Origin of the sequence: Paraburkholderia sacchari (assembly GCF_000785435.2) — a bacterium.
GTDB lineage: Bacteria > Pseudomonadota > Gammaproteobacteria > Burkholderiales > Burkholderiaceae > Paraburkholderia > Paraburkholderia sacchari.
Genome location: NZ_JTDB02000001.1, coordinates 427377 through 453396, shown reverse-complemented (window position 1 = coordinate 453396; position 26020 = coordinate 427377). Strand labels below are relative to the sequence as shown.

Annotated in this window: 22 protein-coding genes; 15 read left to right on the top strand and 7 right to left on the bottom strand. The window is 66.7% G+C overall.

What is annotated here, in order from left to right:
* Positions 1-4: 4 nt before the first annotated feature.
* The 4 genes from NH14_RS02070 to NH14_RS02055 are packed head-to-tail and all read left to right on the top strand — an operon-like array spanning position 5 to position 2924.
* Positions 5-1696 carry a monovalent cation/H+ antiporter subunit D gene (locus NH14_RS02070; protein ID WP_035528219.1) on the top strand — a complete coding sequence of 564 codons (1692 nt, stop codon included), beginning with the start codon at positions 5-7 and terminating at the stop codon, positions 1694-1696.
* Positions 1697-1698: 2 nt separating this feature from the next.
* Positions 1699-2193, top strand: a complete 495-nt coding sequence (locus tag NH14_RS02065; RefSeq protein WP_035527728.1) for a Na+/H+ antiporter subunit E — start codon at positions 1699-1701, stop codon at positions 2191-2193.
* Positions 2187-2462: a K+/H+ antiporter subunit F gene (locus NH14_RS02060; RefSeq protein ID WP_035527731.1), complete on the top strand. Its 276-nt coding sequence runs from the start codon at positions 2187-2189 to the stop codon at positions 2460-2462. The genes NH14_RS02065 and NH14_RS02060 overlap by 7 nt, the downstream gene beginning before the upstream one ends.
* 24 nt (positions 2463-2486) lie before the next feature.
* Positions 2487-2924: a Na+/H+ antiporter subunit G gene (locus tag NH14_RS02055; RefSeq protein ID WP_052148105.1), complete on the top strand. Its 438-nt coding sequence runs from the start codon at positions 2487-2489 to the stop codon at positions 2922-2924.
* On the opposite strand, the gene NH14_RS02050 is transcribed toward NH14_RS02055, so the two are convergent.
* Positions 2912-3835, bottom strand: a complete 924-nt coding sequence (locus tag NH14_RS02050; protein WP_035528224.1) for a LysR family transcriptional regulator — start codon at positions 3833-3835, stop codon at positions 2912-2914. The two genes, NH14_RS02055 and NH14_RS02050, sit on opposite strands and share 13 nt — an antisense overlap.
* A 185-nt stretch (positions 3836-4020) precedes the next feature.
* Between NH14_RS02050 and NH14_RS02045 the strand changes: the two genes are divergently transcribed.
* The 7 genes from NH14_RS02045 to NH14_RS02015 all read left to right on the top strand — a co-directional run bounded on the left by NH14_RS02045 (position 4021) and on the right by NH14_RS02015 (position 14261).
* Positions 4021-6162, top strand: a complete 2142-nt coding sequence (locus tag NH14_RS02045) for a 3-hydroxyacyl-CoA dehydrogenase NAD-binding domain-containing protein (protein ID WP_035527735.1) — start codon at positions 4021-4023, stop codon at positions 6160-6162.
* A 50-nt stretch (positions 6163-6212) separates the two neighbouring features.
* Positions 6213-7421, top strand: coding sequence for an acyl-CoA dehydrogenase family protein (locus NH14_RS02040; protein ID WP_035527738.1), 1209 nt, complete (start codon positions 6213-6215; stop codon positions 7419-7421).
* An 11-nt stretch (positions 7422-7432) separates the two neighbouring features.
* Positions 7433-8569 carry an acyl-CoA dehydrogenase family protein gene (locus NH14_RS02035; protein ID WP_035527740.1) on the top strand — a complete coding sequence of 379 codons (1137 nt, stop codon included), beginning with the start codon at positions 7433-7435 and terminating at the stop codon, positions 8567-8569.
* A gap of 85 nt (positions 8570-8654) precedes the next feature.
* Positions 8655-9869 (top strand): CaiB/BaiF CoA transferase family protein, encoded by a 1215-nt coding sequence (locus NH14_RS02030; protein WP_035527742.1) that lies wholly within the window; start codon positions 8655-8657, stop codon positions 9867-9869.
* Positions 9870-9921: 52 nt separating this feature from the next.
* Positions 9922-10245 carry a DUF485 domain-containing protein gene (locus tag NH14_RS02025; protein WP_035527745.1) on the top strand — a complete coding sequence of 108 codons (324 nt, stop codon included), beginning with the start codon at positions 9922-9924 and terminating at the stop codon, positions 10243-10245.
* Complete coding sequence (locus tag NH14_RS02020) at positions 10242-11933, top strand: cation acetate symporter (protein ID WP_035527748.1); 1692 nt, start codon at positions 10242-10244, stop codon at positions 11931-11933. The genes NH14_RS02025 and NH14_RS02020 overlap by 4 nt, the downstream gene beginning before the upstream one ends.
* Positions 11934-12197: 264 nt before the next feature.
* Entirely contained in the window at positions 12198-14261 is a 2064-nt protein-coding gene (locus NH14_RS02015) for a VTT domain-containing protein (RefSeq protein ID WP_052148106.1), read from the top strand.
* Positions 14262-14289: 28 nt separating this feature from the next.
* On the opposite strand, the gene NH14_RS02010 is transcribed toward NH14_RS02015, so the two are convergent.
* Entirely contained in the window at positions 14290-14565 is a 276-nt protein-coding gene (locus NH14_RS02010; protein WP_035527750.1) for a hypothetical protein, read from the bottom strand.
* Positions 14566-14866: 301 nt separating this feature from the next.
* On the opposite strand from NH14_RS02010, the gene NH14_RS02005 reads away from it, so the two are divergent.
* Both NH14_RS02005 and NH14_RS02000 read left to right on the top strand, forming a co-directional pair.
* Entirely contained in the window at positions 14867-15946 is a 1080-nt protein-coding gene (locus tag NH14_RS02005) for a Dyp-type peroxidase (RefSeq protein ID WP_035527752.1), read from the top strand.
* Positions 15939-16739: a family 1 encapsulin nanocompartment shell protein gene (locus NH14_RS02000; RefSeq protein WP_035527754.1), complete on the top strand. Its 801-nt coding sequence runs from the start codon at positions 15939-15941 to the stop codon at positions 16737-16739. Before NH14_RS02005 ends, NH14_RS02000 begins: the two co-directional genes overlap by 8 nt.
* 99 nt (positions 16740-16838) lie before the next feature.
* Here NH14_RS02000 and NH14_RS01995 read toward each other — a convergent pair whose 3' ends face one another.
* Positions 16839-19103, bottom strand: coding sequence for a TonB-dependent receptor (locus NH14_RS01995; RefSeq protein ID WP_035527756.1), 2265 nt, complete (start codon positions 19101-19103; stop codon positions 16839-16841).
* Between the two features lie 301 nt (positions 19104-19404).
* Between NH14_RS01995 and ppnP the strand changes: the two genes are divergently transcribed.
* Positions 19405-19725: a pyrimidine/purine nucleoside phosphorylase gene (ppnP, locus tag NH14_RS01990; protein WP_035527757.1), complete on the top strand. Its 321-nt coding sequence runs from the start codon at positions 19405-19407 to the stop codon at positions 19723-19725.
* A gap of 137 nt (positions 19726-19862) precedes the next feature.
* Here ppnP and NH14_RS01985 read toward each other — a convergent pair whose 3' ends face one another.
* The 4 genes from NH14_RS01985 to NH14_RS01970 all read right to left on the bottom strand — a co-directional run bounded on the left by NH14_RS01985 (position 19863) and on the right by NH14_RS01970 (position 24751).
* Positions 19863-21023 carry an enoyl-CoA hydratase/isomerase family protein gene (locus NH14_RS01985; protein ID WP_035527759.1) on the bottom strand — a complete coding sequence of 387 codons (1161 nt, stop codon included), beginning with the start codon at positions 21021-21023 and terminating at the stop codon, positions 19863-19865.
* Between the two features lie 3 nt (positions 21024-21026).
* On the bottom strand, positions 21027-21812 hold the full coding sequence (locus tag NH14_RS01980) for an enoyl-CoA hydratase (protein WP_035527761.1): 786 nt from the start codon (positions 21810-21812) through the stop codon (positions 21027-21029).
* A gap of 19 nt (positions 21813-21831) precedes the next feature.
* Positions 21832-23547 carry an AMP-binding protein gene (locus NH14_RS01975; RefSeq protein ID WP_035527763.1) on the bottom strand — a complete coding sequence of 572 codons (1716 nt, stop codon included), beginning with the start codon at positions 23545-23547 and terminating at the stop codon, positions 21832-21834.
* A gap of 70 nt (positions 23548-23617) precedes the next feature.
* On the bottom strand, positions 23618-24751 hold the full coding sequence (locus tag NH14_RS01970) for an acyl-CoA dehydrogenase (RefSeq protein WP_035527765.1): 1134 nt from the start codon (positions 24749-24751) through the stop codon (positions 23618-23620).
* A 249-nt stretch (positions 24752-25000) separates the two neighbouring features.
* On the opposite strand from NH14_RS01970, the gene NH14_RS01965 reads away from it, so the two are divergent.
* A complete protein-coding gene (locus tag NH14_RS01965) occupies positions 25001-26005 on the top strand; it encodes an AraC family transcriptional regulator (RefSeq protein ID WP_035528228.1) in 1005 nt (334 codons plus the stop codon).
* Positions 26006-26020: the final 15 nt, after the last annotated feature.

The window sequence follows — 26020 nt, the reverse complement described above, 5'->3', positions numbered from 1 at the left end:
CGCACTGGATCACGCCCTTCTGCTCCCCATCCTGATCCCGCTGTTCGCGGCGGGCGCCATCGTCGCGCTGCCACTTCGCGCCAGGCGCTTGCAGCGCGCGCTCAATGCGATCGCAACCGTGGCGCTGCTGCCCGTCGCGACTGTGCTGGCAGCGCGCGCGGCGCAAGGCGAGATCGCCAGCTACGCGCTCGGCGCATGGCCCGCGCCGTTCGGCATCGTGCTCCAGCTCGACCGCCTTGCCGCGCTCATGCTGCTCCTGACCGCCGTGCTCGCATGCTGCTGCCTGCTGGGCACGTCGAGCGCCGACGCGCGGCGCGGCCGCTATTTCCGCGCGCTGTTCCAGTTCGAGCTGATGGGCCTGAACGGCGCGTTCCTCGCGGGCGACATGTTCAACCTGTTCGTGTTCTTCGAGCTGCTGCTGATCGCCTCGTATGCGCTGCTGCTCCACGGCGGCGGCACGCGGCGCGTGCGCAACGGGCTGCACTACCTGATCATGAACCTCGTGGGCTCGTCGTTTTTCCTGATCGCGCTGGGCGTGCTGTACGGCATTACCGGCACGCTCAACATGGCCGACATGGGCGAGCGTCTCGCGCACCTGCACGCCGGATCGCTGCCGCTCGCGCAGTTCGCGGGCGCGACGCTCATGCTCGTGTTCGGCCTGAAGGCCGCCGTGTTTCCGATGTCGTTCTGGCTGCCCCAGGCGTACCGCAGCGCGATCGGCCCCGTGGCGGCGCTGTTCGCGATCATGACCAAGGTGGGGATCTATGCGATGCTGCGCTGCGACGCACTGGTGTTCGGCGGCGGTGGCGCCAACGGTGGCGTGCTCGATGCGTTCATGCACGACTGGGTATGGTGGCTCGCCATCGCGACCATCGCCTTCGGCGCGCTGGGCGCGCTCGCCGTGTCGAGCCTGAAGACCACCACGGGTTACCTCGTGCTGGTTTCGGTCGGACTCCTGATTGCAGCCGTCACGCAGCAAACGCCGCTGGCGTGGAGCGCGCTGCTCTACTACCTGATCAGCACGACGCTGTGCACGGGCGCGCTGTTCCTGCTCGCCGATACGCTGGAGCCCGAAGCCGCTACGGTGTCCCATTCTGCGAACGCAGCGAACCCCGCAGACGGCGCTCACGGCGCCGAACCCGGCTCGCTCGAAGCGCTCGACGACGCGGCAGCCGCAGCCATCTCGCCCGAGCCGGATCGCGAAGCGCTCGCCACGGCGCAAGCGAGCGCGCCGCAACGGATCGAAAAGACGCGCGCCCCCTGGCCCTCGAACGCCGCCGCCCTGCTCTATCTCGCCGCCGCAGTGGGCGCGGCGGGCCTGCCGCCGCTCTCCGGCTTCCTCGGCAAGGCCATGGTGCTCGCGGCCACGCCCACCCACGAGGCGGCCGTGCTATGGCCCGCCGTGCTGATCTCGAGCCTGCTGTTGATCGTCGCGCTGAGCCGCACCGGCACGCGCCTGCTGTGGGCCGAGCCCGCCGCGCGCGCCGCCGCCTTCGCGCCCGCGCGCGCACCGCGAGGCAGCGCCGCCAAGCTCGCGGCCTGCGCGCTGCTGCTCGCCTGCGTGACCGCGGCCACGCTCGGCGCGGGGCCGCTGCGGCAGTATCTCGACGCCACCGCCGCACAACTGTTCGACCGCGCCGCCTACGTGCACGCGATCCTGCCCGCGCCGGCACCCACCCAGACCAGCGGGAGCTGACGATGCTAAAAAGGCTCTTTCCGCACCCGTGGCTCACCGTCGTGCTGCTCGTCTGCTGGGTGCTGCTCATGAACGACGTCTCGCCCGGCAATCTGCTGCTGGGCGCGGCGCTCGGCACCGTGATCTCGCTCTGCGTCGCCAGAGGATTGTGGCTGCAGCCGGTGCGCTTCGGCAGGCCGTGGCTGCTCGTGCGCCTGTTCGGGCACGTGCTGATCGACATCGTCGTGGCCAACGTGGAAGTCGCGCTGCTGGTGCTCGGCCCCACGAAGCGCCTGCGTCCCGCGTTCATCGACGTGCCGCTCGACAGCACCCACGAAATCGCGCTCACCATGCTCATCAGCATCGTTTCGCTGAGCCCCGGCACGCTGTGCGCCGAACTCAGCGACGATCGCACGCGCCTCATCGTCCACGTGCTCGACCTCGACGACGAAGCCGCGCTGGTCGCGCTCATCAAGTCCCGTTATGAAGCCCCGTTGATGGAGATCTTCGCATGCTAGCCATCGTGATCCCGGTCTCGTTCGCGATCCTCGGCATCGCCTTCCTGCTCACGCTCGCGCGCCTCGTGCGCGGCCCTTCGCTGCCCGACCGCATCGTCGCGCTCGACACGCTCAATGTGAACGCGATCGCGCTGATCGTCGTGTACGGCATCAGCCTGCGCTCGACGGTGTTCTTCGAAGCCGCGCTGCTGATCGCGCTGATGGGATTCGTAGGCACCGTCGCGCTCACGAAGTATCTGCAGCGCGGCGACATCATCGAATTGAACTGATTGAACTGACGAAAAGGCTCGCCGATGCAAACCGTCGTTGAAGTGATTGTGAGCGCGCTGCTGCTGATCGGCAGCTTGTTCACCCTGATCGGCGCGATCGGGCTCGCGCGCCTGCCTGATTTTTTCATGCGCCTGCACGGGCCAACCAAGTCGACCACGCTAGGCGTGGGCGGGATCGTGCTCGCCTCCGTGATCTATTTCAGCACGCACAACAACTTCGCGAGCTTGCACGAGTTGCTGATTCCCGCGTTCCTGTTCCTCACCGCGCCCATCAGCGCGCACATGCTCGCGAAGGCCGGCATCCAGCAGCGCGTGCGGGTCGTGGCGGCCACGCGCGGGCGCCCGCCCACGACTGGCGCGTGCGCCGAGCATGGCGATACGCGCGAGATGCGCGAAGCGAGCGACGGCGACGAAGGCGTACAAGCTGCGCGCCCGGAAGGCGAGCACCGTCAGGATCCCTGATCGTCGGCCACCGCGCCGCGCCCGCTCTTGCGTGCTTCGGCCAGTACGAAGTCGATGAAGGTCGAAGCCGCGCGCGTATGGTGGCGATTGGGCATGTAGAGCATGTACATATGCGTGCCAAATATGCTCAGCCGCCACGTGTCGAGCGATGTAACGACTAAACCATTGCGCAGGTCGTCGTGGACCACGTAGTCGGGCACGATGCCCACGCCCAGCCCTTCCAGAATCGACTGACGCAGAAATAAAAAGTTTTCCGAAATGATCGACGGTTCGAGCAGCACCTCGTGCCGTTCATCGCCCAGGTAGCCCGCGAGGCGCAGTTGCCGCCCGACCACCGTCGCGGTAATGACCGGCGCGCGCGCGAGGTCTTCCAGCGTTTCGGGCATGCCATGCTCCGCGGCCCAGGGCGCAGATGCGCACGCGACATACCGCACCGCGCCCATGTCGCGCGCCACGAGGTTTTGCGGCGGCTCGTGCATCACGCGCACCGCGATATCCACTTCGTCGCGCAGCAGGTCTTCCACGCGGTTCTCGAACATCACGTCGAGCACGATGCCCGGATACAGGCGCTTGAAGCGGATCAGCCACTCGGACATCACGAGTTGCCCGTAGCCGCTAGGCACCGACAAGCGAACGCGCCCCTGCAGGCTTTGCCCGAGCGTGGAAACCGACTCGCGCGCCGCGAGCAGCGCGTTCTGGATCGCGCGCCCGTGTTCGTAAAGCTTCAGGCCGATCTCGGTGGGCTCCACGCGGCGCGTGGTGCGCCGCACGAGTTGCAGGCCGATGGATTTTTCGAGGTGGTTGAGGTGGTAGCTCACGTTCGCGCGGCTCATCTTGAGGCGCCGCGCGGCCTCGCTCAGATTGCCGGCGTCGAGGATCTCCACCAGCAGGGTCAGCGCATTGACGTCCACGATCACGCTCATTGTCAAATAATCTTTGACAGCATGTCAATCAACCATGGGATTGTCAATTGGCGCTGGCATCTACAGAATGAAACCCACATTGGAGAACCGCGATCCTGGCCCGCCGGCCGCCACTGCCGGCTACCGCTGCTGGCCGCCGATTTGGCACCCTAATTCCTCTGGAGACATCCCACATGGCAATCGACACGGCTGCCCCCGCCGCTTCCTCCGCTGTTTCCCCGGTTAGCCACGAACTGCGCGGCAAGGTGCTGCTCGTCACCGTCGACAATCCGCCCGTGAATGCGCTGGGCGTGGACGTGCGGCGCGGTCTCGCCGCCGCCATCGAGCACGCCGAGGCCAACGCGGCCGTGCAGGCCGTGCTGATCCTGGGCGCGGGGCGCAACTTCATCGCCGGCGCGGACATCCGCGAATTCGGCAAGCCGCCGCAGTCGCCCGCGCTGCCCGACGTGGTCAACCGCATCGAAGCCTGCCACAAGCCGGTGATCGTCGCGATTCACGGCGCGGCGCTCGGCGGCGGGCTCGAAGTCGCGCTCGCCGCGCACTACCGGGTCGCTGTGGCCGGCGCGAAGCTCGGCCTGCCCGAAGTCCAGCTCGGCCTGCTGCCCGGCGCGGGCGGCACGCAGCGCACGCCGCGCCTGATCGGCGCGGAAGCCGCGCTTGCGCTGATGCTGAGCGGCCGCCACGTGGACGCGCAGGAAGCGCTCAAGCTCGGTCTGGTCGACCGCGTGGGCGCAAGCGACGACATCCTCGCCGAAGGCCTCGCCTACGCGCAGGAATTGCTGGCCGCGCAAACCCACGTGCGCCGCACGCGCGACGCACAAGGTCTCGCCGACCGCGCCGCCGCGCAAGCCGCCATCGACGCCGCGCGCGCCGACACCGCGAAGAAGTCGCGCGGCCTGTTCTCGCCGATGAAAATCGTCGATTGCGTTCAGGCCGCGCTCGACGAGCCGTTCGAGGAAGGCCTGCGTTTCGAGCGCAAGCAATTCCTCGCCTGCCTCGAAAGCCCGCAGCGCGCGGGCCTCATCCATGCGTTCTTCGCCGAGCGCGAAGTGCAGAAAGCGCCTGAAACGAAGAGCGCCGCGCCGCGCGCGATCGAAACTGTGGGCGTGATCGGCGGCGGCACGATGGGCGCGGGCATTGCCGTAGCCGTGCTCGACGCCGGCCTGCCCGTGACGATGATCGAGCGCGACGACGCCGCGCTCGCACGCGGCCGTGCACACGTGGAAAAGGTCTACGACGGCCTGATCGCCAAGGGCCGCATGAAGCCCGAAGCGAAGGCGCAGATCCTCGCGCGTTTGAACGGCAGCACCGCATACGATGCGCTCGCGAACGCCGACCTCGTGATCGAAGCCGTGTTCGAAGACATGGCCGTGAAGCAGGCCGTGTTCGCCGAGCTCGACCGCGTCTGCAAGCCGGGCGCGGTGCTCGCGACCAACACCTCGTATCTCGACATCGACGCCATCGCGGCCAGCATCAAGCGTCCGCAAGAGGTGGTGGGCCTGCACTTCTTCTCGCCCGCGAACATCATGAAGCTGCTCGAAGTCGTGGTGCCGAAGGCCGTGAGCCCCGATGTGGTGGCCACCGCGTTCGAGCTCGCGAAGAAGCTGCGCAAGGTGCCGGTGCGCGCGGGTGTGTGCGACGGCTTCATTGGCAACCGCCTCCTCGCCGTGTACCGCACGGCCGCCGATCATCTGATGGAGGACGGTGCGTCGCCCTACCAGATCGACCAGGCGGTGCGCGAATTCGGCTTCCCGATGGGCCCGTACCAGGTGGTCGATCTCGCGGGCGGCGACATTGGCTGGGCCACGCGCAAGCGCCGCGCGGCCACGCGCGACCCTAACGCGCGCTACGTGCAGATCGCCGACCGCCTGTGCGAGCGCGGCTGGTTCGGCCAGAAAACGGGCCGCGGCTTCTACCTGTACCCCGAAGGCGCGCGCACCGGCACGCCCGATCCGGAAGTGGAAGCCATCATCGCCGCCGAGCGCGAACGCGCCAGCATCAAGCCGCGCACGTTCAGCAACGAGGACATCATGCGCCGCTACATGGCTGCGATGATCAACGAAGGCGCGAACGTGGTGCACGAAAAGATCGCGCTGCGCCCGCTCGACGTGGACGTGACGCTGCTGTACGGCTATGGTTTCCCGCGCTATCGCGGCGGCCCGATGAAATACGCCGATACCGTGGGCCTCGCGAACGTGCTCGCCGACATCCGCGAATTCGCGAAGGAAGACCCGCTGTTCTGGCGTCCTTCGCCGCTGCTCGTCGACCTGGTCGAGCGCGGGGCGGACTTCGCAAGCCTCAATCACATCGCCTGAACACGGCCCGCGCTCGGCTCACCCGAGCAGGGCAGCAAGGAGCAAGACACATGGATCTGAAATTCACCGCCGAAGAAGAAGCCTTCCGCAGCGAAGTGCTCGACTTCCTGCGCGAGCGTCTGCCACAGCGCGTCGCCGACACCGTGCGCAGCGGCAAGCACCTCACGCGCGACGACATGGCCGCGTGGCACGCCACGCTCAACGAAAAAGGCTGGCTCGCGAATCACTGGCCGAAGGAGTACGGCGGCCCGGGCTGGAGCGCCGTGCAGAAGTTCATCTTCGAGAACGAATGCGCGATTGCGGGCGCGCCGCGCATCGTGCCGTTCGGCGTGAACATGCTCGGCCCCGTGCTCATCAAGTATGGCAACGAGGCGCAAAAGCGCTACTGGCTGCCGCGCATTCTCGACGGCTCCGACTGGTGGTGCCAGGGCTATTCGGAGCCGGGCGCGGGCTCGGACCTCGCTTCGGTACGCACGAGCGCCGTGCGCAAGACCGACGCAAGCGGCGACTACTACGTGGTGAACGGCCAGAAGACGTGGACCACGCTCGGCCACTACGCGAACATGATCTTCTGCCTCGTGCGCACCGCCACCGACGTGCGCAAGCAGGAAGGCATCAGCTTCCTGCTGATCGACATGAACACCCCCGGCATCGAGGTTCGCCCGATCATCACGTTCGACGGCGAACATGAGGTGAACGAAGTGTTCTTCACCGATGTGCGCGTGCCGGCGGAAAATCTCGTGGGCGAAGAGAACAAGGGCTGGACTTACGCGAAATACCTGCTCACTTACGAGCGCACCAACATCGCGGGCGTGGGCTTTTCGGTGGCCGCGCTCGCGCGCCTGAAGCGCGCGGCGCAACAGGTCATGCGCAACGGCAAGCCGCTCGCGCAGGACCCGCAGTTCGCGGCACGCCTGGCCAAGGTGGAAATCGACCTGGAAAACATGAAGACCACGAACCTGCGCGTGATCGCAGCCGTGGCGGGCGGCGGCGTGCCGGGCGCGGAAAGCTCGATGCTGAAGATTCGCGGCACCGAGATCCGCCAGGAGATCTCGTCGCTGCTGCGCCGCGCGATGGGCCCGTACGCGGCGCCCTTCGTCGAAGAAGCGCTTCAGGAGGGCTACGAGGGCGAGGCCATCGGCCCCGACGAAGCCGCGAGCGCCGCCGCGCTTTACTTCAACAACCGCAAGCTGTCGATCTTCGGCGGCTCCAACGAGATCCAGAAGAACATCATCTCCAAGATGATTCTCGGTCTTTAAGAGGTCCGGCTATGAATTTCCAGCACACTGAAGACCGCCGCATGCTTGCGGACACGCTCAATCGCTTTATCGCGGAGCAATACGGTTTTGATACGCGCGATAAGATCGCGCGTTCCAGCGAGGGTTTCAGCCCCGACATGTGGCAGCGCTTCGCCGAACTCGGCGTGATCGGCGCGCTGTTCGACGAAGCCGATGGCGGATTCGGCGGCCAGGGCTTCGATGTGGCCGTCGTGTTCGAATCGCTCGGGCGCGGCCTCGTGGTCGAGCCGTTCCTCGACACGCTGATCGTGGGCCGCGCGCTCGCGCATGCGGGCAGCGAAGCACAGCGCGCGCGCATTGCGTCGTTCATCGACGGTTCGCAAATCGCGGCGCTCGCGCACGACGAGCCGGGCTCGCATTACGAAGCATCGCGCGTGAGCACGCGCGCTGAAAAGCACGGCGACGGCTGGGTGCTGCAAGGCGCCAAAGGCGTCGTGCAGCATGGGGAACATGCAGACGTGCTGCTCGTCTCCGCTCGCGTCTGCGGCAACGAATTCGACGAAGCCGGCATTGCGCTCTTCCTCGTGCCGCGCGACGCGAAGGGCGTGAGCGTGCGAGGCTATCGCAAGATCGACGGCGGACGCGCGGCGGAAGTCACGCTCGATCACGTGACGCTTGGCGCCGACGCGCTCGTGGGCGCGCAAGACGCGGGCTTCGCGACGCTCGAGCATGCGCGCGGCTACGGCCTGCTCGCGCTCGCTGCGGAAGCCGTGGGCGCGATGGATGTCGCGCGCGACCACACGCTCGAATACCTGCGCACGCGCAAGCAGTTCGGCGTACCCATTGGCAGCTTCCAGGCGCTGCAGCACCGCATGGCCGACGTGCTGCTCGAAATCGAGCAGACGCGTTCCGCTGTGATCAACGCGGCGGCGGCCATCGACGCGCCGCGCGTGGCGCGCGAGCGCGCGCTTTCGGCGGCGAAGTACACGGTGGGTCGCATCGGCGCACGCGTGGCCGAAGAAGCGATCCAGCTGCACGGCGGCATCGGCATGACGTGGGAGCTGCCGCTCGCCCACTACGCCAAGCGCCTCGTGATGATCGACCACCAGCTCGGCGACGAGGATCATCATCTCGCGCGCTACATCGCGCTGGAATCCGCCGCAGCATGACCGTTGCGAAGGCCGGCCGCCACGCTCCCCTCACGGGCATGCGCAGCGCGGCCTTCCATTCACAACGAACCAGGAGTGCCTTCCGATGCAGACCGACAACAGGAGCCTGCCGCTCGCTGGCGTACGCGTGCTCGATCTTTCGCGCGTGCTGGCCGGGCCGTGGAGCGCGATGGTGCTCGGCGACCTCGGCGCCGAGGTCATCAAGGTAGAGCACCCCGGCCGCGGCGACGACACGCGCGACTGGGGCGTGCGCGTCGGCAAGACCGAGACGGCCTACTTCAATAGCGTGAATCGCAACAAGCGCTCGATCACGCTCGATCTGCAAACGCCGGAGGGCCAGCAGATCGCGCGCGATCTCGCGAAGACCAGCGACGTCTTCATCCAGAATTTCAAGTCGGGCGGCGCGGCGAAGCTGGGCCTCGGCTACGAGGCGCTGAGCGCGGAAAACCCGCGCCTCATTTATTGCTCGATTACCGGCTACGACAGCACCGGACCCGAGGCGAAGCGCCCCGGCTACGACCTCGTCGTGCAGGGCGAAGCGGGCCTGATGGCGCTGAACGGCGAAGCGCATCAGCCGCCGCTGAAGTTCGGCGTGGCCGCCGTCGATCTGTTCACGGGCATGTACTCGGCGCAGGCGATGCTCGCCGCGCTGTATGAGCGCGAGCGCACCGGGCGCGGGCGCCACATCGAAATGGCGCTGTTCGACTGCGGCCTCATGATCACCGCTTATTACGGGCTCGAAGCGCTGCTGCTCGGTGAAGACCCGCCGCGCTACGGCAACGCGCATCCGTCCATCGTTCCTTATGGCGTGTTCGATGCCGCAGATGGTCCGCTCGTCATCACCGTGGGCAACAACGCGCAGTTCGAGCGCTTCTGCCGCGAGGTGATCGAGCGCGACGACCTCGCCGACGACGCGCGCTACAAGACCAACATCCTGCGCGGGCAGAACCGCGCGACGCTCGTTCCCGAACTCACGCGCGAACTCGGCAGCCGCCCGCGCAAGCTGTTGCTCGAACGTCTCGCGAACGCCGGCATTCCGTGCGGCGAGGTGGCGGGCCTGCGCGAAGCGCTGCTCTCGCCACGCGCCGCACGAGGCGGGCTCGTCACGCAGCAACCGCACCCGGACACGGAAAGCGGCACCACGCCGGTGCTCGCGCCGCCGTGGCGCTTCGACGGCGAACGCATGCCCGTGCGCCGCGCGCCTCCGCAACTCGGCGAAGGCACGCGCGACGTGCTAGGTGAGACGCTCGGATACTCAGCGGAAAAAATTTCCGAGCTGAAAAACAAAGGCGTGATCTGATCGAGACACTCGACACAAAAGCACAAGAGACATTGGAGACACAGGAGACATCATGACTACCCCCGCGATCGACACGATCAAGGCGCACCCCGAATACCGGCAGCTCGTCGCCGTGCGCCGGCGCTTCAGCTTCACGCTCACCGCGCTCATGATCGCCCTCTACTACGGCTTCATCCTGATCGTCGCGCTCGCGCCGCACCGGCTCGCGCAGCCGGTCTATGCGGGCGCAACCATCAGTGTCGGGATTGTCGTGGGCGTGGGCATCATCGCCGGCGCCATCGCGCTCACCGGCTTCTATGTGCTGCGCGCCAACCGCCGCTTCGATCCCGCCATGCGCGCGCTCGTCGCGAAGTTCCAGGGCGAGGTGCAAGCATGAAGCTCTGTCGCCTTCTCGGCTCACTCGCGCTCACAGCCGTCAGCAACCTCGCCCTCGCCAATATCCCGGGCGCCGCGGCCGCGCCCATGCCCAAGCCGCAGCACAACCCTGTCGCCATCGGCATGTTCCTGCTGTTCGTGCTCGTGACGCTCGGCATCACGCAATGGGCCGCGCGCCGCACGCGCACCGCGCGCGACTTCTACACGGGCGGCGGCGGCATCAGCGGCTTGCAAAACGGTCTCGCGATTGCGGGCGACTACATGTCGGCGGCCTCGTTCCTCGGTCTTTCGGGCATGGTGTTCATGTTCGGCTTCGACGGCCTCATCTACTCGATCGGCTTCCTGGTCGGCTGGCCGTTCGTGATGTTCCTGATCGCCGAACCGCTGCGCAATCTCGGCAAGTTCACGTTCGCCGACGTGATCGCCTATCGCTTCGAGCAAGGCCCGATCCGCCTGATGACCTCGGCCAACGCGCTGATGGTCGTGATCTTTTACCTGGTTGTGCAGATGGTGGGCGCGGGAAAGCTCATCGAGCTGCTGTTCGGCCTGCCCTACTGGATTGCCGAGATCGTGGTGGGCGCGCTGATGGTGATCTACGTGTTCTTCGGCGGCATGAAGGCCACCACCTGGGTACAGCTCATCAAGGCCGGGCTGCTGCTGTGCGGCGCGACCTTCATGGCGGTGCTCGCGCTCGCGCACTTCGGCTTCAGCCCGAACGAGATGTTCCGCGAGGCCGTCAACGTGCACCCGGGCGCGCTCTCCATCATGGCGCCGGGCAAGCTGATCCGCGACCCGCTCAACGCGCTCTCGCTCGGCATCGCGCTGATGTTCGGCACGGCCGGCTTTCCGCACATCCTGATGCGCTTCTTCACAGTGCCCAACGCCAAGGAAGCGCGCAAGTCGGTGTTCTACGCGACGGGGTTCATCGGCTATTTCTACCTGCTCACGTTCGTGATCGGCTTTTCGGCGATCGCGCTGCTCGCGCAGCATCCGGAGTTCTTCCGCGTCGACGCGGCGGGCCACTTCCATCTCACGACCGACCTGCTCGGCGGCTCGAACATGGTGGCCGTGAAGCTCGCTCAGGCGGTGGGCGGCAACCTGTTCTACGGCTTCATCGCGGCGGTCACGTTCGCGACGATCCTTGCCGTGGTGGCCGGCCTCACGCTCTCGGGCGCGACCACGGTCTCGCACGATCTCTACGCGAGCTGGCTGGCGCGCGGGCGCAAGAACGAGCAGCGCGAGATGCGCATCTCGCGCGTGGCGACGCTCGTGCTCAGCGCGGTGGCGATCGGTCTCGGCATCCTGTTCGAGCATGCGAACGTGGCGTTCCTCGTGGGGCTCGTCGCGGCCGTGGCGGCCAGCGCCAACTTCCCGGTGCTCGTGATGTCGATCTTCTGGAGCGGCATGACCACCCACGGCGCGGTGGCGGGCGGCGTGCTCGGGCTCATTTCCTCGGTACTGCTCACGGTGTTCTCGAAGTCGGTCTGGGTGGACGTGCTCCATCATGCGCACGCTCCCGTGTTCCTCGACAATCCCGCGCTGGTCTCGGTGCCGCTCGCGTTCGCCGGCATCTGGGCGGTCTCGCGGCTCGACACCAGCGCACGCGCGCGCAAGGAACGCGAGGCGTTCGCCGCGCAGGAGTTCTACGGGCAGACCGGGCTCCTGCCGATGGAGGCCGTGAAGCACTGAGGCACTGACAAACATCGGCGCCGTTTTGCGCACCGTCGCGCCCCGCAGCGTCAAGCACACTGCGGGGCGCATTGCTTTTGGCGACGTGACCGACGTGACCGACGTAATCGACACAACGGGCGTACGAACATCACGGACGCGCCGGCCGCTCCCGCTCCACACGCGTAATTGCGCAGCCGGTTATATTGCGCATGGGGCGCAGCCCCTTGCCCCTTGACCTTTGCCGATCAACCGCCGCCCCGCCAGCCCCCAACCGCCTTCCCGATGGAGCACGCCTACGCCCAGTTGCTGCACCTGCTTGCCGACTATCCGGGCTGGACGCTCGCGTTCGTGGCGTTCGCCGCCTTCGTCGAATCGCTCGCGCTGGTCGGCACGTTTTTCCCGGGCAGCACGGCCATGTTCATCGCGGGCGCCTTCGCCGGCACCGGCGCGCTCAATCTGGGCTGGCTGTTCGCCTGGGCCATCGCGGGCGCGGTGGCCGGCGACGCGCTGAGCTTCTGGCTCGGCCGCCGCTATCGCGACTCGATCGCGCAGGTCTGGCCGTTCAGCCACTACCCCGTGATCCTCGAGAAAGCGCAGGTCTACTTCCAGAGCCACGGCACGCGCAGCGTGATTCTCGCGCGCTTCGTCGCGCCGATGCGCGCCGTGGTGCCCGTGGTCGCGGGCATGGCGGACATGTCACCGACGCGCTTCTTCGTGATGAACGTGATCTCGGCGCTCGTCTGGGCGCCCGCGCACATCTTGCCGGGCGTGGTGTTCGGCGCATCGCTGCAACTCGCGGGCGCCGTATCGTTCCGGCTCGTGGTCGCGCTCGCGATCATCGTGTTCGCGGGCTGGCTGGTGTGGAGCGTCACGCGGATGATGCTCGGCCATCTGGACGCCTGGGCCAGCGCCTCGCGCCGCGCGGTGGCGGGCTGGGCCGCGGGCCACCGGGGCCCGGCGGCGCGCCGTCTCGCGCGGACGCTCGATCCGCGGGAGCCGGCGCTCGGCGCGCTCATCGCCGTCACGGCGCTCGTGCCCGTGTGCGCGGCGGTGTTCTCTTACGTGCTCAGCAATCTGCTGCACGGCGCCCCGCTCGTGCAGATCGACCAGTCGGTGCGCCAGTTTCTGCGCTCGATCCACACCACCTGGGCCGACGACGTCCTCGCCCATGTGGAAATGCTCGGCAGCAACTACACGCTCGCGGCGCTCGTGGCCATCGTCACGCTCTGGCTCGCACTCGAGCGGCGCTGGCGCACCATCGGCTACTGGGCGCTCGCCGCGGGCGTCTCGCAGGTCCTCATCGTCGTGCTGCGCGTGGCGATCCATCACGACATCGCCGGCGCCGCCCACGTGGGCGCCTATGTGTTCCCGAGCGACCGCGTGGCCTCGATGGTGATCGTCTATGGCTTCGCGATGTTCCTGCTCGTGCGGCGCGTGAACGTGGTGCAGGCGGCCATGGTCGCGATGCTCGGCAATGGGATCGTGGTGGCGGTGACGTTCGCGGGGCTCTATTTCGACCGCTTCCTGTTCTCCGATGCCATTGGCGGCGCGGCCTTCGCCTCGATCTGGGTGTGGATGGTCGTGCTGCTCTCGCTGTGGCGCTATCCGCAGCGGCCAGCGAATCGCAACTTCATGCCGTCCGTCGTGTTCGCAGTGCTTGCGCTGGCTTTCGCGCTGCAGCGCGGCGCGGCGCAGCGCGAGGTGGCGCTCGCCTCGCATGCCGAAGCGCCGCCGCAAGCCGTCACGCAGCTCGTATGGACCGATTCGCTCTGGAGGACATTCGCGTGCTACCGCATCGACATGAAAGGCGAGCGGCGCGAACCGATGACGATCCAGTGGGCCGCCAGCGCCGCCGACCTGCGCGCGGCGCTGCGCGACGCCGGCTGGAGCGAGGGCGCGCAATTCTCGCTGAAGAGCATGCTCTCGCTGGTCGCGCCGAACGTGGACGCGCTTGCGCTGCCGCTGCTGCCCAAGCTGAACAACGGCATGCCCTCGCCATTGGTATTCGAGCGCGCGCATTTGCCGCATCTGCCCGATGACATCGCGCGCCCCGGCAGCCGCCGCGACGTGCTGCGCTTCTGGCCCACGGGCTATGCGCTGGCTCCGGCGCAAACGGCGAACGACGCCGTGCCCACGCCGATCTGGGTGGGCTCGCTCGTGCACGAGCGCCTGCGGCGCGCGTCCTGGCCGTTCAATATGCTGGTGACTTATGCCGGCAGCCACGACGACACCGCCCCCGTACTGGCCGCACCCGGCCAGCCCGCAGGCTGGCGCGCGATCACCAAGCCCGGCAGCGAGGGCTGCGAGGGCCGCTCCGTGACGCTGATCGTTTCAGGCGGACGCTGAGCAAACCCTGAATCCGCTGACCCGCGCGCTAACCGCCCTGGCTTTCACCCCAGCTCCCCGTGGCGTGGAACCGGTCGATGCGCTTGCGCGCGTCGGCATAGGCTGCGTCCAGCGCGGCGTCGGAGCCAGCATGGTTGCGCATCAGATCGTGGAAGCGGATGCTGCGCCCTTCCACATGCGCGTCCGCGCCATGGCGGCAGATGTAGCCGCTGTAGTGAAACAGCGGCTCGGGCGAGCGCGGGCCGAATGCCGGAATCGGCAACACCCAGATTTCGAAACCTTCATGCTCGGTGTGATCCCACATGACGTCCCTCTCGAACTGTCGACCGGACTTAGCGCTTTAGCTGTCGGCAGGAGTAAGTGCTTCAGCACTTACTCCGGTCCCATGTAAAGCTCTGTGACGATGCCTATCGTCGCACGCCAGGCCACTCGCCTGCAAACCGCCCGTTTCCGCGAGTTTGGCTAAACTATGCGGTCAGCCGGCACGCGCGGCGCGCCGTGCCTGCGCCCGTGCCCGAAACCGCTACAAGCCAACCACAGACCAACCCCAAGCCAACCCCAAGCCAACCCCGACGCCGAATCCAGTCAAGCGACCAGCCCACACCATGACGCAGCCCATTTCAACGCCCGATCCCCAGCCAGTCTCCACCACCGTCACCCGCAGCGCGATCTTCATCGTCGCGACCGTCAACGAAGACGCCGCGAGCCGCGCGACCGTGCGCGCCTGGTGCGCTGACGTCGCCAACCTCGCGCGCGCGGTCGGCAAGCGCGTGCCGAGCGGCAATCTCTCGTGCGTAGTGGGCTTTTCGTCTGACGCATGGGATCGCCTGTTCGGCGACCCGCGCCCGGCCGAGTTGCATCCGTTCCGCGAGTTCGGCTCGGGCGAGCGCGTGGCCGCGGCCACGCCGGGCGACCTGCTGCTGCACATCCGCGCGGACCAGACCGACCTGTGCTTCGAGCTGGCCACACAGTTGATGAACCGTCTCGAAGGCGCGGTCACGACCGTGGACGAAGTGCACGGCTTCCGCAATTTCGACATGCGCGCGATGATCGGCTTCGTCGATGGCACCGAAAACCCCACCGGCAACGACGCCGAGCACTTCACGGTGATCGGCGCGGATGAAGACCCCGGGTTCGCGGGCGGCAGCTACGTGCTCGTGCAAAAGTACCTGCACGACATGAAGGGCTGGAACGCGCTGACCGTGGAGGCGCAGGAACGCATCATCGGGCGCACGAAGCTCCAGGACATCGAGCTCGACGCGGACGTCAAGCCGAGCTGCTCGCATAGTTCGCTCACCACGCTCACCGACGCCAACGGCGACGAAGTCAAGATCGTGCGCGACAACATGCCGTTCGGCCGGCCCGGCTCGGGCGAATTCGGCACCTACTTCATCGGCTACGCGCGCTCGCCCGCGCCCATCGAGCAGATGCTGGAAAACATGTTCGTCGGCAAGCCGCCCGGCAATTACGACCGCCTGCTCGATTTCAGCCGCGCCGTTACGGGCAGCCTGTTCTTCGTGCCTTCGCAGCCGCTGCTCGAAGCGCTCGCCGAGCGCGAGCCGAGCCTGGCCGGAGCGGTGGATGCAAGCATCGACAGCCAACCCTCATTCGAGCCCGCCGCCGCGCTCAGCGCGGACGGCTCGCTCGCCATTGGATCTCTCAAAGGAGCACCCCGGCATGAATAATCTCCATCGCGAGCTGGCGCCCATTTCCTCGGCGGCGTGGTCGCAAATCGAAGAAGAAGTCGCACGCACCTTCAAACGCTCGCTCGCGGGCCGCCGCGTGGTGGACGTGAACGGCCCCGGTGGCGTGGATCTCGCCGGCATCGGCACGGGTCACCAGAACGGCATCGAATCGCCGCTCGAAGGTATCCGCGCGCGCCAGCGCGAAGTGAAGGCGCTGGTCGAGCTGCGCGTGCCGTTCGAGCTGTCGCGCGAAGCCATCGACGACGTCGAGCGCGGCGCGCAAGACTCCGACTGGCAGCCCGCCAAGGACGCGGCCACGCGTCTTGCGTTCGCCGAAGACCGCGCGATTTTCGACGGTTACAAGTCGGCGCAAATCACGGGCATCCGCGAAGGCACCTCGAACCCGATCCTGCAAATGCCCGCCGACGTGGCCGATTACCCCGTCGTGATCGCGCGAGCGCTCGAGCAACTGCGTCTGCAAGGCGTGGACGGCCCGTACGCGGTGCTGCTCGGCTCCGACGCCTACACTGCCGTGAGCGAGGCGAGCGATTCGGGCTACCCGGTTCTCGAGCACATTCGCCGCCTCGTGAAAGGCGAGATCATCTGGGCGCCGGCGCTCGAAGGCGGCAGCATCCTCACGACGCGCGGCGGCGACTTCGCGCTGCACCTGGGCCAGGACGTCTCGATCGGCTATTCGTCGCACGACGAGAACACCGTGCGCCTCTATCTGCAGGAGAGCTTTACGTTCATGATGTTCACGTCCGAGGCTTCGGTCACGGTTGCGGGCGAGTAAGGAACAGTAAGTTCGGAAAAGCAAATCCCGCAAAAAAGCAGGGGGCGCCCGTTGTACTTCAGGCACCCCCTGCTTCGTTTACATCCCAGGCTCAAAGCTTCACTGATAAAAATTGAGCGTCACCATCGCCGAGCGGCCCGGCGCCCAGGTCGCGTAGATCGGATACGCGCTCTGGTAGTACTTCTTGTCGAAGATATTGTTCACGTTCAGCTGCAAGTCCACCGACTTCGTCACGCGCCACGTCGCCGAGGCGTCGAAGCGCGCGTAGCCCGGAATCCACTTGCGCGTAGTCGACGTGACCGACGCATACATCTCGCTCGACACCGTAGCGCCCGCGCCCAGCGCGAGCTTGGGCATCACGTCATAACTGGTCCACAGCGTGAAGTTGTGCCTGGGCACCATCACCATCGGCAAGCCCGAATTCTGCGGGCTGGTCGGACCCGCGTTGGTCGTGATCGCGTCGAGATACGAATAGCCGCCGAACACGGCCCACTTGTTCGTCACGTTGCCCGCGAAGCCGAACTCGAAACCGCGCACGCGCTGCGAGCCCGCGTTGATGGTGCCGCCCAGGCCGTCGCTCACGCGCGCATTGGTCTTGTCGGTCTGGAACAGCGCGGTGGTCAGCGACAGGCGCTCCTGGAGCACGTCCCACTTCGCGCCCACTTCGATATTGCGCGCGCGCTCGGGCGCGAGGTCCTGGTTGGTCGCCGTGATCTGGTCGGTGCCGCCGCCGAGGCCCGAGTTCGAACCCGGCGGATTCGCCGACGTGCCGTACGACGCGTACAGGCTCACCGTGCGCACCGGCTTGAACACGAGGCCGAACTGGTAGCTGAAGAGGTTCGAGGTGTTCGACAGATCGGGCACGCCCGCCTGCTGCGCCGTGACGTCATAGCGGTCGAAGCGCAGCCCCGCGTTGAAGATCCAGCGCTCGGAAAGCTGCACGCTGTCGAACAGGTAGGCCGAGGCGATGTTGGTCTGCGTGTTCGTGGTGGGCCCCGGGAAGGCCTTGTCGCCGTTGAGCAGCACGCTGCCGGTCCACGGATTATTCGGGTTCCAGTACGCGAGCGGCGTGCAGTTGTAGGCCACCGAGCAAGGCCCGCCCGTGCGGATGTTGTTGCCCTTCGAGTCCGTGACGAGATAGCCCTCGTAGCGGTTCTGCTCGTTGCTGAACTCCACGCCCGCCGTGAACGTGTGGCGCATGCCGTAGAGGTCGAATTTGCCGTTGGCCTCGGTCTGGTTCGCGATGCTGTTGGTCGCGTATTTGCCGCTCTTCGCCTGCAGGCTCAGGATGTTCGAAGTCGCGCTCGTGAGCTGCGGATTCGTCGCGATGTAATCGAGCGTCGAGCGGCCGAACATCGTCGTGTTCTTGATCTTCCAGGCGTCGTTGATGCGATGCTCCACCTTGATCTCGCCCGTGTCGTTCTGGCCGCGCCGGTAGTCGCGCGCATTCAGGCCGTAGAACTGGCCCCGGTCGGTGGGCACCGGCGTGCCGCCCGTCGAGCGGAATGGCACGCTGAAGTCGGGCATGTCGTAGCTGTTCAGGTGGTAGTAGCTCAGCGTGACCGTGGTGGGCGTGTTCAGGCCGAACGCGATCGACGGCGCGACGCCCCAGCGCTTGCTGTAGATGTCGGTGCGGCCCGGCTGGTCGGCGTCGTGGCCCATCGCGTTCAGGCGGATCGCGGTGGTGTCGTCGAGCTTCTGGTTCCAGTCGATGGTCGCGCGGCGGTAGCTGTCCGTGCCGAGGCCGAGGCTGCCGTTGAAGAAATTGTCGTTTAGCGGCGTCTTCGTGGTGATGTCGATGCTGCCGCCCACCGAGCCGCGCCCTGCGTAGACCGAGTCCGGGCCCTTGATGACGCTGATGTTCTCCACGTCGAAGGTCTCGCGGTTCTGCACGCCCGAATCGCGCATGCCGTCCACGAAAATCGAGTTGCGCGACTCGAAGCCGCGAATCACGGGGCGGTCCGCCGACGGGTTCGCGGCCGCGTCGCCGCCGAGGAAGGTGACGCCGGGCACCGTGCGCAGCGCATCCTGGAAGGTCGTGACGTTCTTCTTCTTGAGCACTTCCTGCGGAATCACGGTGACCGAGCGCGGCGTATCGATGAGTGGCGAGGTGAACTTGTACGAGTCGAGCGTCTTCGCCTGCATCTCCGAAGCTGCCGATATCACCTTGACGGCGGGCAGCGTGGCTTCGGCGGCGCTGGGGGCGTTGGTGACGTTTGCTGTCGCTGGCGTGGCAACTGCCTCAGGCATCGCGGATGCCGGCTGCGTGGTCTGGCCGTGAACGGGCGATGCAAAAAAACCGGAGCAATAGAGGGCTGCAACGGACGCGACAGCGCGCATCGGCGTCGGGAAGAGGACGGACATGGTGAGCGGTTGGATCGAAGGCGGAGACGTCTTGAGCCGGGCGTCACGCGCCGCCCGCGTCAAAGGAATCCTGTGTTGAATCTTTTTTGCAAATGCTTATGATTCTCATTTGCTTTTATTGATTGTAATAACTTGTCAGGCGTGTGTAAACATTCACTACGCATTTCGAGGGGATTTCGAGGAATTTCGCTGAAGGCGCGCGGCGAGTGCCGGTATGATGTCGGTCCGGCTGCAGGCGCGCAGGACCGCACCCGCCATACGCCAACGCACCCATTTCACGAAGACTAAGAGGAAGACCGCCATGACGGCTGCAACACAATTCGACCAGGTTTCCGTGGTCCGCAAGGCCAATGTCTATTTCGACGGCAAGTGCGTCTCGCACACCGTGCTGTTCGCCGACGGCTCGCGCAAGACGCTCGGCGTGATCCTGCCGGGCCAGCTGAACTTCGGCACCGACGCGCCCGAACTCATGGAAGTGCAAGGCGGCAAGTGCCGCATCCGCCTCGATGGCAGCGACGAGTGGAAGACCTACGGCGCCGGCGAGTCGTTCTCGGTGCCGGGCAAGAGCCGCTTCGATATCGACGTGGTCGAGACGCTCGACTACTGCTGCAGCTATCTGTAAAGCGCGCTGGAGCGCCAGCGGCTGCAAGCCCGCGCCCGCCGTGCTTTGCGCACGGCGGGCTTTTTTTTATTTCCTCCTGGCGGGCTATGGATTGCTGAGGAACACGCCGCGCGGATTCAAATGCGCGGCGGCGCACATCACGCGCCCAGCCCGGCGAGCGGATGCTTCTCCTCGCGCCACGGCGAGCACAAGAAATGCTGCACGCGCTCCTCGCGCAATTCGGCGAGCGTCGCGGGCGCCCAGCGCGGCTTGCGGTCCTTGTCGACGAGATGCGCACGCACGCCTTCGCAGAAGTCGCCCTCCTCGATTGCGCGCGCAACGATCCCGAGCTCCATGCGGAAGTTCTCCGCGAGCGTCATTTGGCGGCCGCGCAGCAGCGCCTCGCGCGTGACTTCGAGCATGGTCGGCGAATAATGTGTGAGCGCTTCGAGCGTGGCCACGAGCCATGCGCGCACGTCCTCAGGCTGATCGTGTTCGAGATCGGCCTGCAACGAAGCAACGATCTGCTCAACGCGCGCACGGCGCACGAAGTGCCGCTCGATCAGCGGTGCACGCGCGGCCAACGCGCTTGAAGCGTCTGATGCACCCGACGCGTCGCCCGACACATCAAACACGCCGCGCAGCGCCGCAAACACGTCGCCATCCATGCTCGCCCGCGCGAGACGCGCCTCATAACCGTCGAGCCATTCACCCGGCACGCAAATATCGGCGAGGTGGCAATGGAGTGCGTCGGTACCGGTGAGCAGCACGCCGGTCAGCCCCACATAGAGCTCGGTCTCCACTGGCATCTTCGCGAGGAAATGCGTGGCGCCCACGTCGGGCAACATGCCGATGCGCGTTTCCGGCATCGCGATCTTCGTGCGCGTGGTGGCCACACGCAGCGACGCCGCCTGGCCGAGGCCCATGCCGCCGCCCATCGTCACGCCGTCGAGCAGCGCGACGAGCGGCTTGTCGAACGTATGCAACGCGTAGTCGAGCCGATATTCGTCGACGAAAAACTGCTGCCAGCCGTTGTCGCCGAGCCGCTCGCCCGCGCGCGCGAGACTGTCGATCGCGCGCACGTCGCCGCCCGCGCAAAAGCCCTTCGGCCCCGCGCCTTCGAGCACGAGCGCGACGACGCTGTCGTCATGGCGCACGCGTTCGAGCAGCATGGCAATCTCGCGCACCATCGCGTGCGAGAGCGCGTTGAGCGCGGCGGGACGATTCAGGGTGATGATCGCGACGCGATTGACCACGCGGTACAGCACGTCCGGTCCGGCCTCCGATGCTGTTTGAGCGGAAGCGGGTGTTGCATTCATTGCTTAATTCTCCGTATCAATTTGCCATTGCGGCTTGCGCTTCTCGAGGAAGGCGTTGACACCTTCGCGCTGGTTGGGCGAATCGAACAGGTCGACGAAACGCTCGCGCTCCACGGCAAGCGCCGCGCCGCGCGGCACGCCGTTGCGCGCCTGATGAATGAGCGACTTGCTGAACGACACGGCCTGCGGGCTCAGCGACGCCACGCGCGCGGCCATGGCGAGCGCGACTTCACGCGCACCGCCCTGCGGCACCACTTCCTCCACGAGGCCGATGCGCAGCGCCGTGGCGGCATCCACGCGCTCGCCGGTCAGGACGATGCGCTTGGCCCAGCCCTCGCCCACGAGCCAGGGCAGCGTCTGCGTACCGCACCCGCACGGTAGCAGGCCCACAGCGGGTTCGGGCAGCGCGAGTTGCGCATGCTCCTCGGCGATGCGGATATCGCAAGCGAGCGCGCATTCGAGCCCGCCGCCCATCGCGTAGCCGTTGATCGCGGCAATCACCACAGGCCGTGCAATCTGCAGCGCCTCGAACGCGGCGCCGAATGCCGCGGCCGCCGTGCGCGCGATTTGGCGATCGCCCGTGGCGAACGCGTTCAGGTCCGCGCCCGCGCTGAAGAACTTCGTGCCGTGGCCGGTGATGACGATGGCGCGAACTTTCGCCTCGCGGTCGAACGCCTCGATCACCTCTTGAAGCTGGCACAGGCCATCGACGGTAAAGGCGTTCGCGGGCGGTCGCGCCAGCGTGATGAGCGCCACCGTGCCGTCATGCATGTACTCGAATTCGATCATTTCGGATTCCACTCCGTTTTCATCGCAGCTCGGGAAAATCCTCTTCCCAGTATTCGTCGGGCTGGCGCGCGGGTTCCTCGGTGCGCTCCATTTCGCGGCGGCGCAGTTCGACGCGACGAATCTTGCCCGAGATCGTCTTCGGCAAGTCGCTGAACTGAAGCCGGCGAATGCGCTTGTACGGCGCGAGCTTTTCACGCGAGAAGCGGAACACCTCGCGCGCAAGATCGGGGCCGGCCTCGTAGCCCTGGCGCACGATCACGAATGCCTTGGGCACCGAAAGCCGCAACGGGTCGGGGCTCGGCACCACCGCTGCTTCGGCAATCGCCTCGTGCTCGATCAACACGCTCTCCAGTTCGAACGGGCTCAGGCGGTAGTCGGATGACTTGAACACGTCGTCGGCGCGGCCCACGTAGACGAAGTAGCCGTCGTCGCGGCGCATTGCGACGTCGGACGTGTGATAGTACCCGTTGCGCATGGCCTGCTCGGTGGCCTTTGCGTTGTTCGCGTAGCCGGTCATCAGGCCGAGCGGGCGCTGCGACGGGTTCTGCCCGAGCGTCAACGCGATTTCGCCTTCGCTCACGGGCTGATCGTCGGGATCGACGAGTTCGACGCGGTAGCCCGGAAGCGGCCGGCCCATCGCGCCCGCCACCACCGGCTGGCCCGGCGAGTTGCCGATCTGGCAGGTGGTTTCGGTCTGGCCGTAGCCGTCGCGGATCGTGATGCCCCACGCGTGGCGCACGCGCTCGATGATCTCGGGATTGAGCGGCTCGCCCGCACCCACGATCTCGCGCAGCTTCACCGCGTAGCTCGCGAGCGGTTCCTGCACGAGCATGCGCCACACGGTAGGCGGCGCGCACAGCGTGGTCACGCCGCATTGCACGAGCACGTTGAGCACATCCTTCGGCACGAAGCGCGCGTAGTTGTAGACGAATACGCACGCCTGCGCATTCCACGGCGCGAAGAAGCAGCTCCACGCATGCTTGGCCCAGCCCGGCGAGCTGATGTTCCAGTGCACGTCGCCAGGCATGAGGCCGATCCAGTACATCGTGGAGAGGTGCCCAACGGGATAGCTCTGATGCGTGTGCTCGACGAGCTTCGGCTTCGAGGTGGTGCCCGAGGTGAAGTAGAGCAGCATCGGGTCGCTCGCGCGCGTCGGGCCATCGGGCTCGAACGCGGCGCTCGCTTCATAGGCACGCGAGAGATCGATCCAGCCGTCGCGCGCCCCGCCCACCGCGATGCGCTTCACGCTCGCATCGAGCGCATCGAATTTCGCAAGCTCGGCCGCATCGACTACCACGAAGCGCGCGCCGCCGGCTTCCACGCGCTCGCGCACGTCGCCGGGAGCCAGCTGCGTGGTGGCCGGCAGCACTATGGCGCCGAGCTTCATCGCGGCCAGCATCACGTCCCACAGTTCGACGCGGTTGGGCAGCATCAGAAGGAGACGATCGCCGCGGCCCACGCCGTTTTCGCGCAGGAAATTCGCCATGCGCGAGGAGCGCTCGGACATCTGCGCGAACGAATAGCGCGTGCCGCCGTTCGCGAGATCGTCGACGATCCAGAGCGCCGGATTGTCGTTGCCGCGCGCCATCACGTCGAAGTAGTCGAGCGCCCAGTTGAAGGTGTCGAGCTGCGGCCACGCGAAGGCTTCATACGCACGCGCATAGTCGGTGCGGTGACGCAGCAGCAGCTCGCGTGCGTCGATGAAGGCCTGCGCGGATGAGGTGAACCCGGTCATCGTCGTCTCCTGTTAGTCTGCGGCGCGTGCGCGCTCTTTTTCAAAGCATCGAATACTTCGCCATCCTTTCTTATAGCTGCCGTGCGATCACCATGCGCTGCACTTCGCTCGTGCCTTCATAGATTTGCGTAATGCGCGCGTCGCGGTAGTGGCGCTCCACCGGGTAGTCGTTCAGGAAGCCATACCCGCCGTGAATCTGGATCGCGTGCGAGCACACTTCCTCGGCCATTTCGGACGCATAGAGCTTGGCTTGCGAGGCTTCGGAAAGGCAGGGCAAGCCGCGCGTGCGCAGCTTCGCAGCATGATGCACGAGATGGCGCGCGGCGTTGATGCGCGTGTGCATGTCGGCGAGCATGTTCGCCACGCTCTGATGCCGGATCAGCGGCTCGCCGAACTGCACGCGCTCGTGCGCATAGGTACGCGCCGCATCGAAAGCCGCGCGCGCGATGCCAAGCGCCTGCGCCGCAATGCCGATGCGCCCGCCTTCGAGATTCGACAGCGCGATCTTGAGGCCCTCGCCGCGCTGGCCGAGCAGGTTCGCCTCGGGAACCGCGCAGTCGACGAGCGAGATCGGGCAGGTGTCCGAGGCGCGAATGCCCATCTTCTTCTCATGCGGCCCGACGTTGAAGCCCGGCGTATCGGTGGGCACGACGAAGGCCGAGATGCCGCGCTTGCCCGCACCGGGATCGGTCACCGCGAACACGATCGCGAGGCTCGCGCGCGAGCCGTTCGTCACGAATTGCTTGTTGCCGTTGAGCACCCACTTGCCGTCGCGCAGCTCGGCGCGCGTGCGCAGGTTGTTGGCCTCGGAGCCGGCCTGCGGCTCGGTCAGGCAGAACGCGCCGATCAGCTCGCCGCTCGCGAGCTTCGTGAGCCAGCGGTCTTTCTGTTCCGCATTGCCGTACTGGAGGATCGGCCCGCAGCCCACCGAGTTGTGCACGCTCACGAGCGTCGCGCACGACGCGCAGCCCGCGGCGATCTCCTCCATCGCGAGCGCATAAGCCACGTAGTCGGTATAAGAGCCGCCCTGCTCCTGCGGCACGATCATGCCGAGAAAGCCCAGCTCGCCCAGTTGCTTGACGACCTCGTCGGGCAGCCTGGCGTCGCGGTCCCATTGCGCCGCGTTGGGCGCGAGGCGCTCGCTCGCGAAATCGCGCGCAGCGTCGCGAATCATGCGCTGGTCGTCGGTATAGAACTCGTCCATCTGTGTCCCCTTCCTGTCTTGCCTGCGCGCTCGCGCCGCGAGACGCGCGTTCGGTGCATCCACTGTCGCGCCGTGCAGCCGTCGCCGCAAGGCCCATGAAAAGTTTAGGCATCGGCGCGCGCTCATTCGATGCCCGCCACGATCAAAATCGATGAGCGAATTTGCCATAATGTCGTCGATAACCCCACCGGAGGCCGATCCGTGCAGCCAGGACAAACCAGCAAAGTGAGCGAAAAAGGCACGATCGCGATGAGCCTCGTGCGCGAGACGGTTGCGCGCGCGCGCGTGGGCGGGTTCGACGTAGCGCCCATCGTCGAGGCGGCAGGCATCGCGGCGAGCGCGCTCGATGCGCCGCACGCGCGCGTGAGCGCGGCGCAGTACGGCGCGCTGTGGGCCGGCATCGCGCGCGCGCTCGACGACGAATTCCTCGGCCAGGACTCGCACGCCATGAAGAGCGGCAGTTTCATCGCCATGACGCACGCGGCACTCGGCGCGCAGACGGGCCGCCAGGCGCTGCAGCGCAGCGTGCACTTCATGCGCCTCGTGCTCGACGACCTGGGCGGAGAAGTCGACATCGACGCCACCCGCGTTCGCATCGCATTCCGCCAGCGCGCGGGCACGCCCGTGCCGGCAATGTTCGCCTACGCCACCTGGTTCATCCTCGTCTACGGCCTGCTGTGCTGGCTCGTGGGCCGGCGCATTCCGGTGCTTGCCGCGCGCTTTCGCTGCGCCGCGCCGCCCGACGCGCGCGAGTATCAACTGATGATCTGCGAGGACATGGCCTTCGACCAGCCCGATTCGTGGTTCGACCTCGCGCCCGCGTTCCTCGACCTTCCCGTAATTCAGAGCGCAGCCTCGGCGCGCGCTTTCCTGCGCAACGCGCCCGGCAATTTCGTCGTGAAGTACCGTAATCCGGCCTCGTTCGCCGCGCGCGTGAGGCGCGCGCTGCGCGCCCTGCCTGCTCACGCGTGGCCCGACGCCGACGCCCTCGCGCAACGCCTGAACGTCGCGCCCGCGACCTTGCGCCGGCGCCTGCACCAGGAAGGCCACAGTTGTCAGTCGATCAAGGACGAACTGCGCCGCGACCTCGCGCTCGAGGCTTTGCGCGACCCCACGCGCTCGGTCGCCGACGTCGCGGCCGCCGTGGGCTTCGCTGAGCCGAGCGCATTTCATCGCGCGTTCCGCAAGTGGACCGGGCGGCGTCCCGCCGAATACCGGAAGCTGTCCGAACGACCAGCTTCGAAGACGCGCTGAATACGACAGCAGGAT